The following is a 15,092-nucleotide window of genomic DNA, read 5'->3' as shown; positions in this document are numbered from 1 at the left end:
CAAAGTTCAACATCGCGTTTCGGCGACTTTTATAATTTAACATTTCGAGTTAAATCTGTCAACAACTTTTTTTCTGTCGTTGCTGACGACGCTTATTAATTTACCATATTAACAACCGATAAGTCAACGCTTTTTAAAAAAATGCCAAAATAATTTTATCTTGGCATTATATATAGCTTAATAATCACTAATGCAGCAACACCTGGCATCCCTAATAAACTTGATACTGTAGCTGTGCCTATATTAATTGGAATATGAAAATCAAAATATGCCCCCGCAACATTCACAATAAATAATAACGCTATACCTAAAGTAACATGAAAGAGTGCTTTTCCTATAAAACGTATTGGTTTAGCAGAAACACCAAAAACAAGAAAAATAAAAACCAAAGCAAGAATACCAACAATAATAATTGTAGAATTCATTTTTTCCTCCTTATGAATGACCTATACATATCTATTTGTATGGGACAAGACAATAAAAAAGAACATCTACAACATAACTCCTATCACTTCATCTTTATTACTTTTAATCAGTAATAGTTCTTCTCCGTACTGACCATCAACTATATACAACTGATTCTATTCCCACCCTCTCTTTCACCTCTTTATATTTCCAAAGTAAAGCAGGACCTTTGTTTCCAAATAGATCGATCAAAAGCAAAAGGTCCTGCTTTAATAAGCAGGACCTTTTACCATTGTTCCATCTTCACAGGACGACGCTTCGCTTCTTTTAACAAGAAAAAATACTTCGCCTCTGCTATTTTTAAAGAACAAAGTACATCTTGAGATGGTTCAACACTTTGTTCAACTAGTCTCTTCTGACGTAACCATTCATTCTTCACTTTTTCTAATAATACAATTAACTTATCATCATACTCTTTACGCAGCTTACCCTTTTTTTGAAAGAACATTTTTGTTTCTCCTCTTATACCTCTCTACGGCCTTCTAAAGCTTTCGATAACGTTACTTCATCTGCATATTCTAAATCTCCACCAACTGGCAGACCATGTGCAATACGAGTTACTTTAATACCCGTTGGCTTTAAGAGGCGGGATATGTACATCGCTGTAGCTTCCCCTTCAATATTAGGGTTTGTTGCTAATATCACTTCTTGTACTGTTTCATCTTGCAGTCTCTTCAATAACTGCGGGATATTAATATCCTCAGGTCCAATTCCCTCCATTGGCGAAATCGCACCACGTAAAACATGATATACACCTTGATATTCTTTCATTTTTTCCATCGCAATTACATCTTTCGGCTCTTGTACTACACAAATAACCGATTGATCTCTATGCGAATCGTCACAAATATAACAAGGATCGCGGTCAGTGATATGCCCGCATACAGAACAGTACGCTAAATCTCGCTTCGCATTCACAAGTGCTTTTGCAAAACCTAACACATCATCTTCTTTCATATCTAATACGAAGAATGCCAGTCGAACCGCTGTTTTCGGTCCGATTCCTGGCAATTTCATAAAACTATCGATTAATTTTGATATCGGTTCTGGATAATGCATACTTCAATATCCTCCTAGAACATTCCACCTGGTAAGTTTAAGCCTTTTGTAAATTTACCCATTGTAGAATTTGAAAGTTCCTCAGCCTTTTTAAGTGCATCATTCGTTGCAGCCAATACTAAGTCTTGTAACATTTCGATATCTTCTGGATCTACAACTTCTTCTTTAATTTTCACTTCAAGAACTTGCTTATGACCATTTGCAATAACAGTAATCATTCCGCCACCAGCTGTACCTTCAACTGTTTTGTCGCCAAGCTCTTCTTGTGCTTTTGCCATGTCCTTTTGCATCTTTTGCATTTGTTTCATCATATTATTCATATTTCCCATTCCGCCACGCATCATAATTAATTCCTCCTAATTATTATTACTCTTTTATTTCAATAAGTTCTTGCCCTACTAATTTTACAGCCTCTTCTATAAGAGGATCTTCTTTTTGTTCTGGACTTTCTTCAGAATTCCCACCTTCGCGTTGTAAAAAGTCTTCACGAATTTTACCCCATTCACTTTTCGGGATAGCAATCATATTTAACCTTTTACTTAGCAATTCAAAAAGAGTTTGTTCCAATGTATCCATCGCTTCTCGATTTTCACTAGCCATTTTACAATGAATCTCATATTGAAATGCTAACACATAGGTATCATCTGAAGCCGCTACTGGTTCACTATTTTCTAATAAAACAGCAAACGCCACTTTGTTATGAGACTTGAGCCTTCCTAACAACTCACCCCATACAGCTTTTAACTGTTCTAAATCTTGACGCTTCGCTTGCTTTAACACTTCATTCACACGTCCGACAGGAATTTTCATACTTCCTGTTCGTACTGGTTTTGGTGTTGCACGCGTCTCTCTTACTTCCGGCTGCACACCAGCGGGCACACCATTCTTTTTAACTTGTTCTAACTCTTTCTCCAGTTGCTGCATCCTGTTCATAATCGCTTGTAAACGATCTGTACCGTTTGCTTGCATCATAAACTGCTGACACAGTTGCACCATAACCACTTCTAAGAAAATTCGTGGATGGTTTGTCCACTTCATCTCCTGTTGTCCCTTACTAAGTGTATGAATAATTTCATAGATTACTTCCGGCTGCATTTCTTCACTTAACGTACGGAATTGATCATCTACAATTACCCGTTCCAACATATGTTCTAATTGTGGTGAAGTTTGATATAAAAGCATATCACGATAATAGTAAATGAAATCCTCCATAAAGCGAACTGGATCTTTCCCTTTACTCATCATCTCATCTATAATACGTAACGCTCTTGATACATCATTTTCACGTATACATTCTACTAGGTTACCTAAATATCGCTGAGATACAGAGCCTGTTACAGCTAAAACGTCTTCACTCGTCACCGTCTCATCACTATAAGAAATTGCTTGATCGATAAGACTGAGTGCATCACGCATACCACCTTCAGCGGCACGTGCGACGATTTGTAGCGCTTCATCTTCTACTTGCGTACCTTCACTTGTCACGACCGTCGATAACCTCTCAACGATATCATTTACTGATATCTTTCGAAATTCAAAACGCTGACAACGTGAAATAATCGTAGCTGGAATCTTATGCGGCTCTGTTGTCGCCAAAATAAAAATAACATGTCCTGGCGGCTCTTCTAAAGTTTTCAAAAGCGCATTAAAGGCACCCATAGAAAGCATATGAACTTCATCAATAATGTATACTTTATATCCTACAGCACTTGGAGCATATTTTACTTTATCTCTTATATCTCGAATTTCATCTACACCGTTATTTGAAGCCGCATCAATTTCTAATACATCTGAAATAGACCCTTGTGTGATTCCTAAACAAGAAGGACATTCATTACAAGGTTCAGCTACCGGAGCATGTTCACAGTTAATTGCTTTTGCAAATACTTTTGCAATTGTCGTTTTCCCTGTTCCCCTCGGACCAGAAAATAAATAAGCATGTGAAGCTTTCTCTTGAAGAAGGGCATTTTGCAACGTTTTTGTCACGTGCTTTTGACCGACTACATCTTCGAACTTTTGCGGTCTCCATGTTCGGTATAACGCTTGGTATGACACGAAAATACGGCCTCCCTCAAAGGTTATTATCTCATTTATTATAACCCATTCTGTTTATAGATTCCAAAAGTTATTTTCCATACAAAAAACCCACCTTAATATAAAGGTGAGTTTTGTATACATATATAACTGCCGTGCACCTTCTGTCGATTACGTACCATAAGCGTTACTTAAGCAGTTAGCTCGGTTCAGGCACTCCTGCGGCACACGAGAAGACCCGCTTATTGCTGCTTCCTTCCGGACCTGACAAGGTTCACGGGGTCCCGTTGCGCAGGACCCAAACGTCAACACCACTTACTTAAGGCAGACCTTACAGCAACATAACCTCGAGAAGGGATTCGGCCTCGCTAGAGCGGATTGCGAGTATAGGGCACCGCTACCTCCCCGCTTAGCACGGCAAAGTTAAAACCAATATTCGGTTGCCTTTAATAAGGCATTCTCAGTATAACTTGTTTTTTTACAAAATGCAAATGCGTTAGTTCTCATTACTTTTCTCTAGTTTTTTCGTTTCTTTTCTCTTCTTACGAAGCTCCCTAAAAAAAGTTGTTAACAATGTACCACATTCTTCTTCTAGTACACCAGCTACTACTTCACATTGATGATTAAAGCGCTCATCAGTTAAAAGATTCATTAATGTACCTGCACATCCACCCTTTGGGTCGCTTGCACCATATACAACACGTTTTACGCGAGATAAAACAATTCCGCCTGCACACATTGGACAAGGCTCTAATGTTACATATAACGTTGCATCTTCTAAACGCCATGTCCCTAATTTTTTGCAAGCTTCATCTATAGCTAAAAGTTCGGCGTGAGCTATAGACCTTTGCTCTGTTTCTCTTAAGTTATGCGCGACGCTAATCACTTCACCGTCTAGCACAATAACAGCACCAATCGGTACTTCTTGTATTGCCTCTGCCTTCTTAGCTTCTTCTATTGCTATTTGCATAAAATAAATATCTTGTTCCATAATATAGTCCTTTCACCCAAAATAAAATACACTTCTTTTCATTTCCTACAGGTGGGATAACTTTTACAAATTCAATCCACCCTAAAGAAAAAAGAGAGGGAATTACATATGAAAAATACAGCCTTGCTCATCATCGATATGATTAATGATTTTCAATTTTCTCACGGACCCACCCTAGCACAAAAATGCGAAACCATAAAGAATCCCATTTTACAATTAAAAGAAACGATGAAGTCATTAGACTACCCCGTAATTTATGTTAATGACCATTATCAACTTTGGAGATCTGATATTGATCAACTCATTACTCATTGTACAAATGAGTATAGTGAAAATATTATTCAGGCCATTGCTCCAAGTACTGACGATTATATTTTTATTAAACCACATTACTCCGCTTTTTATGAAACACCTTTAAATTCTTTATTAGGTTATTTAAAAATCGAAAACCTCATTTTAACAGGAATCGCTGGGAATATATGTATCCTTTTTACAGCTAATGATGCTCATATGAGAAATTATACACTTTATGTACCACAGGATTGCATTGCCTCTAACAGTGATCAAGATAATGTACATGCTTTAAAAATAATGGAGGCCACATTAAAGGCAAATATTGCACCATCATCTCAACTAAAATTTAGTTAATACATATCTATTTTCTAACTTTTTATATCAAATTAGTCCGCTCGCTTCCCTCTTGTGCTACAATAATTCTGTTTTGTGTTTTTAGTAGTCACGGTAAATCACTGATTGAAAGGAGGAAACAGCGTGACCGGAGTACCATTTATCACGGTTGAAGGACCAATTGGTGTTGGAAAAACCTCACTTGCGAAGGAAATTTCAACTCACATGCAACTCCACTTACTAAAAGAGATTGTTGATGAAAATCCTTTTTTAGGAAAGTTTTATGAAGACATCGATGAATGGAGTTTTCAAACAGAGATGTTCTTTCTTTGCAATAGATACAAACAACTAGAGGATATTAACATAAAGTATTTGAATCAAAGGAAGCCAGTAGTAGCAGATTATCACATATTTAAAAATTTAATTTTTGCATCCCGTACATTAAAAGATTCTCAATATGACAAGTACATGCAAATTTATCGTATCCTTACACAAGATATGCCTGTGCCAAACGTCATAGTTTATTTAACAGCGAGCCTAGAAACATTACAAAAACGAATTGCAATGCGCGGAAGAGAATTCGAAAAAAATATGGATCCAAATTACTTACTACAGCTTACAAAAGATTACGAAACAGCAATGGATGCTTTCAAAAATGATCATCCAGATATTCCAGTATTGAAGTTTAACGGAGACGATATGGATTTTGTAAGAAATCCTGATGATTTAAATGTCATCTTATCCACTCTTCAAAATACTCTCTTGAAGGAGTCGAAATAATAATGAATTTTAGGCAAAAATATGATATACCAAATGACGCAGTTATCACTATTGCTGGAACAGTAGGTGTCGGTAAATCAACTATGACGACTGCATTAGCTAACGCTTTAGGTTATCGTACATCTTTTGAAAAAGTAGATTCCAATCCATATTTGGACAAGTTCTATGCTGATTTCACACGCTGGAGCTTTCACTTACAGGTGTACTTTTTAGCAGAACGATTTAAAGAACAAAAAAGAATTTTCGAATATGGTGGCGGTTTTGTTCAAGACCGTTCTATCTATGAGGACACTGGCATTTTCGCAAAAATGCATCACGAAAAGGGTACAATGACAGAAACTGATTATGAAACATACAAAGGTTTATTTGATGCTATGGTCATGACTCCTTACTTCCCTCATCCAGACTTATTAATTTACTTAGAAGGTTCTTTCGATGATATTGTCGATCGTATTCAAGAACGAGGACGTCCAATGGAACAACAAACACCAATTGAGTATTGGAAAGAGATGCACGGACGTTATGAGAACTGGATTAATAACTTTAATTCATGCCCTGTTTTACGCTTAAATATTAATGAGTACGATATTTTAAAAGATGGGGACTCAATCGAACCAATCATTAAAAAAATTGGGCATTTTTTAAAACAAACACGTAAACTTGTAAAATAAAAAACCCGTGCATATGCACGGGTTTTCCTATTAAATTACTTCTTCTTTGTTGGAGCAATAATTTCACTCTCAGGTTTTCCAGCGTTAATACGCTGACGAACAGTACTTGTACTAATGTCATATGTTTCAGCAATCTCTTTAACAGTCATTTCTTTCCCGTTAATCACTGCTGTTAATACTTTACCTGTACGTTTTGGAGCTGCTTCTTTCTTTACAGCTGGTTTTTCAACCTTTTTTGGCGCCTCTACTTTTGTCGCAGCTTGCTTTACATCACAAGTGCAACCACAAAGTTTACGGAATGTATCATCGCTTATAATGCGCGATACATTTGCACCACTGTTTAAAATTCTATTGTTCTTACAGACAGGACATTGTACATAATATAAAGTTTTTCCATCTAAAGGAAACGTTTGTATAATAAGATCCATGTTGACTCCTTTCATATCTATGAAGATAATCATCGGAATATGAGTGTGTAATAAGGACATTATGTCCTTACATCATACTTTATGATTGGTTTTAAAATAAAAACTCGTTACGTGTTGGTAACGAGTTCTCCAATCTCCACTTATATGCGCTGTTGTCAATTATATCTGGAGGAGGTAGAGGGATTCGAACCCCCGCGCGACTCTCGCCGCCTGTCGGTTTTCAAGACCGATCCCTTCAGCCAGACTTGGGTATACCTCCATATTGACATCAAATATAATATCAAAAGAAAAACAGTTAGTCAACCCTGCTATGATAAATTATGAGGAAAGGAAAATTTCACTTTCCCTCTCCTTCATTACACTACTGACAACGCTCATAATTACCAATCACTCATACCGATGAATGTTTAAATTTATTTAATAACTGTTTTTCCTCCCATATAAGGGCGAAGAACTTCTGGAATTATAATTGTACCATCTTCTTGTTGGTAGTTCTCTAAAATAGCTGCCACCGTACGCCCAATCGCAAGACCAGATCCATTTAATGTATGAACATGTTCTGGTTTGCCATTTGGCTCACGACGGAAACGGATATTTGCACGTCTCGCTTGGAAAGCTTCAAAATTACTACAAGAAGAAATTTCACGATATGTACCATAGCTCGGAATCCATACTTCAATATCGTATTTCTTCGCTGCTGTAAATCCTAAATCTCCTGTGCACATGCTCATAACGCGATATGGCAACTCTAATAATTGTAACACGCGCTCTGCATCATTTGTTAATTTTTCTAACTCTTCGTAAGAATCTTCTGGTTTCACGAACTTCACAAGTTCAACTTTATTAAATTGATGTTGGCGAATTAAACCGCGTGTATCGCGACCAGCTGAACCCGCTTCAGAACGGAAACATGAGCTAAATGCAGCATATCGTATCGGTAATTGCTCTTTACTTAAAATCTCATCACGATGCATATTCGTTACAGGTACTTCAGCTGTAGGGATTAAGAAATAATCTTCGCTTTCAATGCGGAATGCATCTTCTTCAAATTTCGGAAGTTGCCCTGTTCCCGTCATACTTGCACGATTTACCATATAAGGAGGTAATACTTCCTCATATCCATGCTCGTCAGTGTGAAGGTCAAGCATGAAACTAATTAAAGCACGTTCTAATCTTGCACCAGCACCTTTGTAAAATACAAATCGGCTTCCTGTTACTTTCCCAGCACGCTCAAAATCTAAAATCCCTAAATCTGTAGCAAGATCCCAATGTGGTTTTGGTTCAAAAGTAAATTCTTTCACATCTCCCCAAGTACGTGCTACTACGTTATCATCCTCTGTTTCACCTACTGGAGCAGATTCATGAGGGATATTTGGAATAGATAACATTAATCTTTCTAAATCTTCTTCAACTGTACGAAGCTCATTATCAAGATCTTTTACTTTTTCTCCAACTTCACGCATTTCTAGAATTAAAGCTTCCGCGTCTTTCTTTTCGCGTTTTAATACTGAAATTTGCTGAGATACTTCGTTACGTTTACTTTTTAGTTCTTCTGTTTGAACAAGTAACTCTCTTCTTCTCGTATCAAGTTCTTCAAAGCGACCAAAATCCGTTAAATCTTCGCCTCTATGCTGTAATTTTGCTTTTACTTCTTCAAAATTCGTACGTAAAAATTTAATATCAAGCATTATATACTCCTCCTTTTATTTTATAAAACACAAAAAACTCCCGTCCCTATAAACAGGGACGGGAGTTAACCCGCGTTGCCACCCTAGTTGAAAGCATTACCGCTTTCCTCTCAAGTAGAAATAACGGCTCTTCACCGGGAATGCTTACTAATCATAAAGATATTCCACATTCCATTCCAGGATGGATTCACAAACTGTTTCTATCGATTTCCACCAACCATCGACTCTCTATAAGAAACGTCATTTGTTACTATTTCCTATCAACACGCTTATTTTATAAAATTGTTACCATCAATTTACTATAATCTTATACAAGTTGCAAGTTACTTATACAACTTTTTTCATTTTTGCCTCTTTTACCATTTCTACAAAGTATGCTGTTACACGATGATCGTCCGTTAATTCCGGATGGAAAGAAGCAGCTAAAAATGGCCCTTGCCTTACCGCTACCATTCGATCGCCATGCGTAGAAAGTACTTCAACATCATCAGCTACATTTACAACATACGGAGCACGGATAAATACACCAACGAAGTCTTCTCCCACACCCGTAATTGAAAGTGCGGCTTCAAAACTATCTTTTTGGCGCCCGAACGCATTGCGCTCAACTGTAATATCCATAGCACCAATATGCGCTTCTTCATAGCCAATAAGTGTTTTCGCAAGAAGAATCATACCTGCACATGTACCAAACATTGGTTTACCAGACTTCGCAAATGTACGAAGAGGTTCCATGAAAGCATACTTATCAATAAGACGGCGCATTGTTGTACTTTCACCGCCTGGTAAAATAAGACCATCAATCTCTTCAAGTTGTTCTATACGCTTTACAACAACAGCTTCTGCACCACTTGCTTCAACTGATTTTACATGCTCACGAACTGCACCTTGAAGACCTAGTACACCGATTTTCACCATTTTAAAGATCTCCTTTAATTACCATCCACGCTCTTGCATGCGTTGTTCTGGTAATAACGTTGAAATTTCGACACCTTTCATTGCAGTACCTAATCCTTTAGAAAGGCTTGCAATTAGTTCGTAATCTTCATAATGAGTCGTTGCTTCAACGATTGCACGTGCAAATTTCTCTGGGTTCTCTGATTTGAAGATACCAGATCCAACAAATACACCATCAGCACCAAGTTGCATCATTAACGCTGCATCCGCTGGTGTTGCTACACCACCTGCTGCAAAGTTTACAACTGGTAAACGGCCAAGGCGTTTAATTTCAAGTAGCACTTCATAAGGAGCACCAGTATTTTTTGCATATGTCATTAACTCATCTTCACGTAGACTTGCAACTTGACGGATTTCTGCATTGACTTGGCGCATATGACGCACTGCCTCTACAATGTTTCCTGTTCCAGGTTCACCTTTTGTACGAAGCATAGATGCACCTTCTGCAATACGACGTGCAGCTTCTCCGATATCACGGCAACCACATACAAATGGAACTGTGTAATCACGTTTATTTAAATGGTATACTTCATCAGCAGGAGTTAATACTTCACTCTCATCGATATAGTCTACCCCTAATGATTCTAATACACGTGCTTCTACAAGGTGACCGATACGACATTTTGCCATAACCGGAATTGACACAGCACCCATAACTTCTTCAACAATTGTTGGGTCCGCCATACGAGCAACGCCACCTGCTGCACGAATATCTGCAGGTACACGCTCTAATGCCATAACAGCAACTGCGCCTGCCTCTTCTGCAATCCTTGCTTGTTCAGCGTTAACTACGTCCATAATAACGCCGCCTTTTTGCATTTCTGCCATTCCACGTTTTACACGTTCTGTCCCTGTTACATTTGTCATGTACAAAAACCCCCCTAGGTGATTGCTTTCCCCCGTTAAAGGAGAAAATTAAGAATACTCTTACATTCTACCATTAACTATCTAATGCTTGTCTACTACTTTTTCATAAAGTCGGTATGAAAAATAGGAATAAAAAAAAGCTCCTACAATGAGGAGCTTTTAAAACCAACCTTTTACTGTATCAACAGCACCATTCCACATACCACTAAAGAAAGAACCAATTCCGCGCATAGAACGTGTGAACCAGCCCGCTTCTTCTACTTCAGATTTCGTTACAAGGTCTACTTGTAATGATTTACCTGATAAAAATCCAGGGTCATTGCTATCTTTCGGCGATATAATCATTTGACTAATTGCCACACCTTTTTTAATAGGTGCTTCTTGTTCTTTATTTATTACTTTAAATTCTGTTTTATAAACGTCTTTACTTCCTTTTGGCATTGGAAGGGAAATAGCTTGTTTCGTTTGAACCGCTACATCTTTTTCTTTTGCATTTTCAACTCGTACAGTTTCTTGTCCTTTTACTGCTGAATCTTTTGCATAAGCCTTCTTCACTTCAAAGTTTGTAAATCCGTAATCATATAATTTTTTCGTTTCATCAAAACGTGCTGTATGAGAATTTGTTTTAATTACTACAGAAATTAAACGCATGCCATTTCTTTCTGCTGTACCAGTAAAACAATCTCCTGCTTCTGGAGTGGATCCTGTTTTCAGACCATCTACACCTTCATATTCCTTAATTAATCCTTTTAACATCCAATTCCAGTTAGCCATATCAATTGGATACTTACCACCCTTTTGGAATGTCATTTTTGGGATTTTTGCTGTATCTAATGTTTTCGGAAAATCTTGGATAAGATGTTGTGCTAAAATCGCAACATCTCTTGCAGACATTTTATTTTCTTCGTCAGGAGTTGTCCCTTCAGGATGTTGTCCTTTTAAATCTTTGTTCGTTAAGCCCGTAGAGTTTACGAATTTATAATTTTTTAATCCAAACTCTTTTGACTTATCGTTCATCATTTTTACAAAATCTACTTCTTTTCCTGCTACTGCTTCAGCTAAAGCAATTGTCGCTCCATTAGCAGAATAAATTGCCATCGCTTCATACAGTTCTTTTACCGTATAGGAACCACCGTTTTCTAGAGGAACATTTGATAATGAACGATCTTGTGAAATTTTATGCGCATATTCAGAAACTTTAACTTTTTGGTCCCACTTCAGTTTCCCTTTTGCTACCGCCTCATTCACTAAGTATTCACTCATCATCTTTGTCATACTAGCAATTGCCAGTAATTCGTCAGCATTTTTTTGATATAAAATCTTCCCAGAATTCGCTTCTACTAAAATTGCCGCACCTGCTTCAATGTTTAAAGCGGCTCCTGTTTCTGCTGATGCATTGCCATATGGTACAAACATGCTACAAGCTAGTGTAAGCACTGTTACCAACGCAATGAATCTTTTGCAAAACATACCTTTCACTTTTGCTACCCCCAATATCTATGTACTCACATAACCGTTATTCTAACATAATCAAAAAAAAATAGACAGAGATATCAAATCTCCGTCTATTTACATATAAGACATTATAATGAGTAGTTTGGAGCCTCTTTTGTAATCTGTACGTGATGAGGATGGCTTTCACGTAACCCAGCACCCGACATACGAATGAATTGCGCATTCTCACGTAAGAATTCTAAATCCTGTGCTCCGCAGTATCCCATACCTGCACGTAATCCACCAACTAATTGATGAACTGTATCTGCTAAAGGTCCTTTATATGGTACTCGTCCTTCAATACCTTCTGGAACAAGTTTTTTGTTTCCTTCTTGGAAGTAGCGATCTTTACTTCCTTTTTCCATTGCTCCAACAGAACCCATACCACGATATACTTTAAATTGACGACCTTGGTAAATTTCAGTTTCTCCAGGGCTTTCAGCTACACCAGCAAACATACTACCTAGCATAACAACGTGTGCTCCTGCTGCTAAAGCTTTAACCATATCACCAGAGTACTTAACACCGCCATCAGCAATAACGGGAATGCCGTGTTTACGAGCTTCAGTTGCACAATCATAAACTGCTGTTAATTGTGGTACACCAACTCCAGCTACAACACGCGTTGTACAAATAGAACCTGGCCCAATACCAACTTTCACTACATTTGCACCGGCTTCGATTAATGCTTTCGTCGCTTCAGCTGTCGCAACATTTCCAGCGATAATGTTTAGTGCTGGATATTTCGCACGAACTTCTTTTACTTTTTCAATAACACCTTGAGAATGCCCGTGAGCTGTATCAAGTACAATTGCATCTACGCTCGCTTTTACTAATGCGTCGATACGAAGCATTGCATCAGCCGTTACACCAACTGCTGCTCCGACTAATAAGCGTCCTTGCTTATCCTTAGCAGAGTTTGGGAATTCAATTACTTTTTCAATATCTTTTATTGTAATAAGCCCTTGTAATACACCGTTGTTATCAACAAGAGGGAGCTTTTCAATTTTATACTTTTGTAGGATCTTTTCAGCTTCTTCCAGTGTAGTACCAACTGGAGCTGTAATTAACTTTTCTTTTGTCATTACGTCAGAAATTTTGATTGAGTAGTCTTGGATGAAACGCATATCACGGTTTGTAATAATACCAACTAATTTTCGCTCATCTAAATTATTTACAACTGGCACACCTGAGATACGATATTTTCCCATAAGATGTTCTGCATCAAATACTTGATGTTCTGGAGTTAAGAAGAAAGGATCTGAAATAACGCCGCTTTCAGAGCGCTTTACTTTATCAACTTGCTCTGCCTGTTGCTCGATAGACATATTCTTATGAATGATTCCTAAACCGCCTTGGCGAGCCATCGCAATAGCCATGTCAGCCTCTGTGACTGTATCCATTCCTGCACTAATTAACGGGATGTTTAGCTGTAAGCTTTCAGATAAAACTGTTTTAACACTTACTTCTCTTGGTAATATATCTGACTTTGCTGGTACAAGTAATACATCATCAAAAGTCAAACCTTCTTTAACAAATTTAGATTCCCACATAATTGTTCCCCCCATGATACCAGAAATTATTATTAGTAGCTTATCAATTGGTTAAAATACTGTCAAGAAAGTATATAAATGTTAGAATTTTTAGACAATAAAAGGAGCGTAATATATGCATCATACACCTTGCATTTGGCAGCACTTAAGTTTCTTTTTTTCATCTCAAAATGTACAACGTTATCTTGCCCGTTGTTACGAAAAATCCTCAATTCAAGATGCTGAAAAAAAAAGTTTTGAAAATTGTTATCCCTTTATTTATTACTTAGAACATGGGAAAAATTATTATGAATTATATAAGACAGCCCCCTTCTCCATTCAGCCAATGTTGTTGTTTTATGGAATGAGCCAGCTTTTTAAAGCTTGTTTGTTAACTATTGATCCAAACTATCCAGAATCAACGACAGTTTTAGCGCATGGAGTTACAACACGTAAAAGAAAAAAACAAGGGTATCAATTTTTAGAAGATGAGGTAAAAATACAGAAAAATGGATTGTTTTCTCATACCGCAGAACGAGTGTTTCACATGAAACACTTGGAAGCAGAAAAATTTAACATGTTAGAGCTAATGGGGAAAATCCCTGAGTTACAAAATTTATTTCGCTATAGTCAAAAAGGAACAACATTATATAAGATCGATTCACCAAATAAAAATGAACTCTCCTTTCCAGTCAATATACTAGATCGACTACATATGACCAAGGAGAGGTTTTCTCGTTACATTGAAACAGCTTGTAAGCATTTATCAATACAACATGTACCTGGGAAAACTAATGAGTCGAATGTGCTTTTTACAGCGCCCATTCAATCATGGAATCCTATGTATAGTACCCCTTTATACTACGAGCATCTTACTGATACTTATTATTTACCACTTACGAGCGATCCTAGAAATCCTAAGCCAGTATTACCTGAACTCCTTGTTCATTACTTATTGCTCTATAATTTAAGCATGATTTCTAGGTATGAAACTGATTGGTGGTATGACTTACTTGGAAGCTACAACTCCGAAGATTATCCATTCATTTATCAATTTCTCAATATTTCTGCTCAAAAGATCCCTTACTATATTTCGACATTTTTATTAACGGAATCTAGCCTATTTCATGGGAAATAAAAAAACACGAGTCAAATGACTCGTGTTTTAGTTGCTTGGCGACGTCCTACTCTCACAGGGACAAGGTCCCAACTACCATCGGCGCTAGAGAGCTTAACTTCCGTGTTCGGTATGGGAACGGGTGTGACCTCTCTGCCATCATCACCAAACTATGAAGGCATATTCCTTCAAAACTAGATAACATTTGCTACATATTATATGGTTAAGTCCTCGATCTATTAGTATTCGTCAGCTCCACATGTCACCATGCTTCCACCTCGAACCTATCAACCTGATCATCTTTCAGGGATCTTACTAGCTTACGCTATGGGAAATCTCATCTTGAGGGGGGCTTCATGCTTAGATGCTTTCAGCACTTATC

16 protein-coding genes, 1 tRNA gene, 2 rRNA genes, 1 other RNA gene and 1 other annotated feature are annotated in these 15,092 nt (G+C 37.5%); of the genes, 4 read left to right on the top strand and 16 right to left on the bottom strand.

The window, feature by feature from the left end; all coding sequences use genetic code 11:
- Window positions 1-155: 155 nt before the first annotated feature.
- The 7 genes from U860_RS0127525 to tadA all read right to left on the bottom strand — a co-directional run bounded on the left by U860_RS0127525 (window position 156) and on the right by tadA (window position 4,549).
- Window positions 156-425 carry a pro-sigmaK processing inhibitor BofA family protein gene (locus U860_RS0127525; protein ID WP_002174535.1) on the bottom strand — a complete coding sequence of 90 codons (270 nt, stop codon included), beginning with the start codon at window positions 423-425 and terminating at the stop codon, window positions 156-158.
- A gap of 266 nt (window positions 426-691) precedes the next feature.
- Entirely contained in the window at window positions 692-913 is a 222-nt protein-coding gene (locus U860_RS0127520; protein WP_002009631.1) for a YaaL family protein, read from the bottom strand.
- A gap of 14 nt (window positions 914-927) precedes the next feature.
- Window positions 928-1,524: a recombination protein RecR gene (gene recR / locus U860_RS0127515; protein WP_025151045.1), complete on the bottom strand. Its 597-nt coding sequence runs from the start codon at window positions 1,522-1,524 to the stop codon at window positions 928-930.
- Between the two features lie 14 nt (window positions 1,525-1,538).
- Window positions 1,539-1,865, bottom strand: coding sequence for a YbaB/EbfC family nucleoid-associated protein (locus U860_RS0127510; RefSeq protein WP_176547754.1), 327 nt, complete (start codon window positions 1,863-1,865; stop codon window positions 1,539-1,541).
- A 25-nt stretch (window positions 1,866-1,890) separates the two neighbouring features.
- On the bottom strand, window positions 1,891-3,579 hold the full coding sequence (gene dnaX / locus U860_RS0127505) for a DNA polymerase III subunit gamma/tau (protein ID WP_025151044.1): 1,689 nt from the start codon (window positions 3,577-3,579) through the stop codon (window positions 1,891-1,893).
- A gap of 132 nt (window positions 3,580-3,711) precedes the next feature.
- An RNA gene (gene ffs, locus U860_RS34375) (signal recognition particle sRNA large type) lies at window positions 3,712-3,976 on the bottom strand.
- Window positions 3,977-4,054: 78 nt separating this feature from the next.
- Window positions 4,055-4,549 carry a tRNA adenosine(34) deaminase TadA gene (gene tadA, locus U860_RS0127500; protein WP_002174532.1) on the bottom strand — a complete coding sequence of 165 codons (495 nt, stop codon included), beginning with the start codon at window positions 4,547-4,549 and terminating at the stop codon, window positions 4,055-4,057.
- Between the two features lie 108 nt (window positions 4,550-4,657).
- Here tadA and U860_RS0127495 point away from each other — a divergent pair, with 108 nt between their 5' ends.
- From U860_RS0127495 to U860_RS0127485, 3 genes are all read left to right on the top strand, one after another.
- Complete coding sequence (locus tag U860_RS0127495; RefSeq protein WP_025151043.1) at window positions 4,658-5,197, top strand: isochorismatase family cysteine hydrolase; 540 nt, start codon at window positions 4,658-4,660, stop codon at window positions 5,195-5,197.
- 123 nt (window positions 5,198-5,320) lie between these two features.
- Window positions 5,321-5,956 (top strand): deoxynucleoside kinase, encoded by a 636-nt coding sequence (locus U860_RS0127490; RefSeq protein WP_025151042.1) that lies wholly within the window; start codon window positions 5,321-5,323, stop codon window positions 5,954-5,956.
- Between the two features lie 2 nt (window positions 5,957-5,958).
- Window positions 5,959-6,627, top strand: a complete 669-nt coding sequence (locus U860_RS0127485) for a deoxynucleoside kinase (protein WP_002174529.1) — start codon at window positions 5,959-5,961, stop codon at window positions 6,625-6,627.
- A gap of 35 nt (window positions 6,628-6,662) precedes the next feature.
- Here U860_RS0127485 and U860_RS0127480 read toward each other — a convergent pair whose 3' ends face one another.
- From U860_RS0127480 to guaB, 7 genes are all read right to left on the bottom strand, one after another.
- A complete protein-coding gene (locus U860_RS0127480; RefSeq protein ID WP_025151041.1) occupies window positions 6,663-7,055 on the bottom strand; it encodes a DUF3797 domain-containing protein in 393 nt (130 codons plus the stop codon).
- A gap of 166 nt (window positions 7,056-7,221) precedes the next feature.
- Window positions 7,222-7,314: transfer RNA gene (locus tag U860_RS0127475), tRNA-Ser, on the bottom strand.
- A gap of 154 nt (window positions 7,315-7,468) precedes the next feature.
- A complete protein-coding gene (serS, locus tag U860_RS0127470) occupies window positions 7,469-8,743 on the bottom strand; it encodes a serine--tRNA ligase (RefSeq protein ID WP_002174527.1) in 1,275 nt (424 codons plus the stop codon).
- A gap of 51 nt (window positions 8,744-8,794) precedes the next feature.
- Window positions 8,795-9,016, bottom strand: a binding site (T-box leader).
- A gap of 54 nt (window positions 9,017-9,070) precedes the next feature.
- Entirely contained in the window at window positions 9,071-9,661 is a 591-nt protein-coding gene (gene pdxT, locus U860_RS0127465) for a pyridoxal 5'-phosphate synthase glutaminase subunit PdxT (RefSeq protein WP_025151040.1), read from the bottom strand.
- An 18-nt stretch (window positions 9,662-9,679) separates the two neighbouring features.
- A complete protein-coding gene (gene pdxS / locus U860_RS0127460; RefSeq protein ID WP_000186167.1) occupies window positions 9,680-10,567 on the bottom strand; it encodes a pyridoxal 5'-phosphate synthase lyase subunit PdxS in 888 nt (295 codons plus the stop codon).
- 159 nt (window positions 10,568-10,726) lie between these two features.
- Window positions 10,727-12,046 carry a serine hydrolase gene (locus U860_RS0127455; protein WP_025151039.1) on the bottom strand — a complete coding sequence of 440 codons (1,320 nt, stop codon included), beginning with the start codon at window positions 12,044-12,046 and terminating at the stop codon, window positions 10,727-10,729.
- 104 nt (window positions 12,047-12,150) lie between these two features.
- The gene (gene guaB / locus U860_RS0127450) at window positions 12,151-13,614 is read right to left on the bottom strand and encodes an IMP dehydrogenase (RefSeq protein WP_002174524.1); all 1,464 of its coding nucleotides are present in this window, start codon (window positions 13,612-13,614) and stop codon (window positions 12,151-12,153) included.
- A 115-nt stretch (window positions 13,615-13,729) separates the two neighbouring features.
- On the opposite strand from guaB, the gene U860_RS0127445 reads away from it, so the two are divergent.
- A complete protein-coding gene (locus tag U860_RS0127445; protein ID WP_025151038.1) occupies window positions 13,730-14,731 on the top strand; it encodes a YaaC family protein in 1,002 nt (333 codons plus the stop codon).
- Between the two features lie 33 nt (window positions 14,732-14,764).
- Here the strand turns inward: U860_RS0127445 and rrf are convergent.
- Together rrf and U860_RS0127435 are read right to left on the bottom strand one after the other, a co-directional pair.
- Window positions 14,765-14,880 (bottom strand): 5S ribosomal RNA (gene rrf, locus U860_RS0127440).
- A gap of 49 nt (window positions 14,881-14,929) precedes the next feature.
- A 23S ribosomal RNA gene (locus U860_RS0127435) occupies window positions 14,930-15,092 on the bottom strand; the annotation flags it as partial.

This window comes from Bacillus sp. H1a, assembly GCF_000633475.1.
Taxonomy (GTDB): domain Bacteria; phylum Bacillota; class Bacilli; order Bacillales; family Bacillaceae_G; genus Bacillus_A; species Bacillus_A paramycoides.
This window is presented reverse-complemented; position numbering and strand designations above follow the sequence as displayed.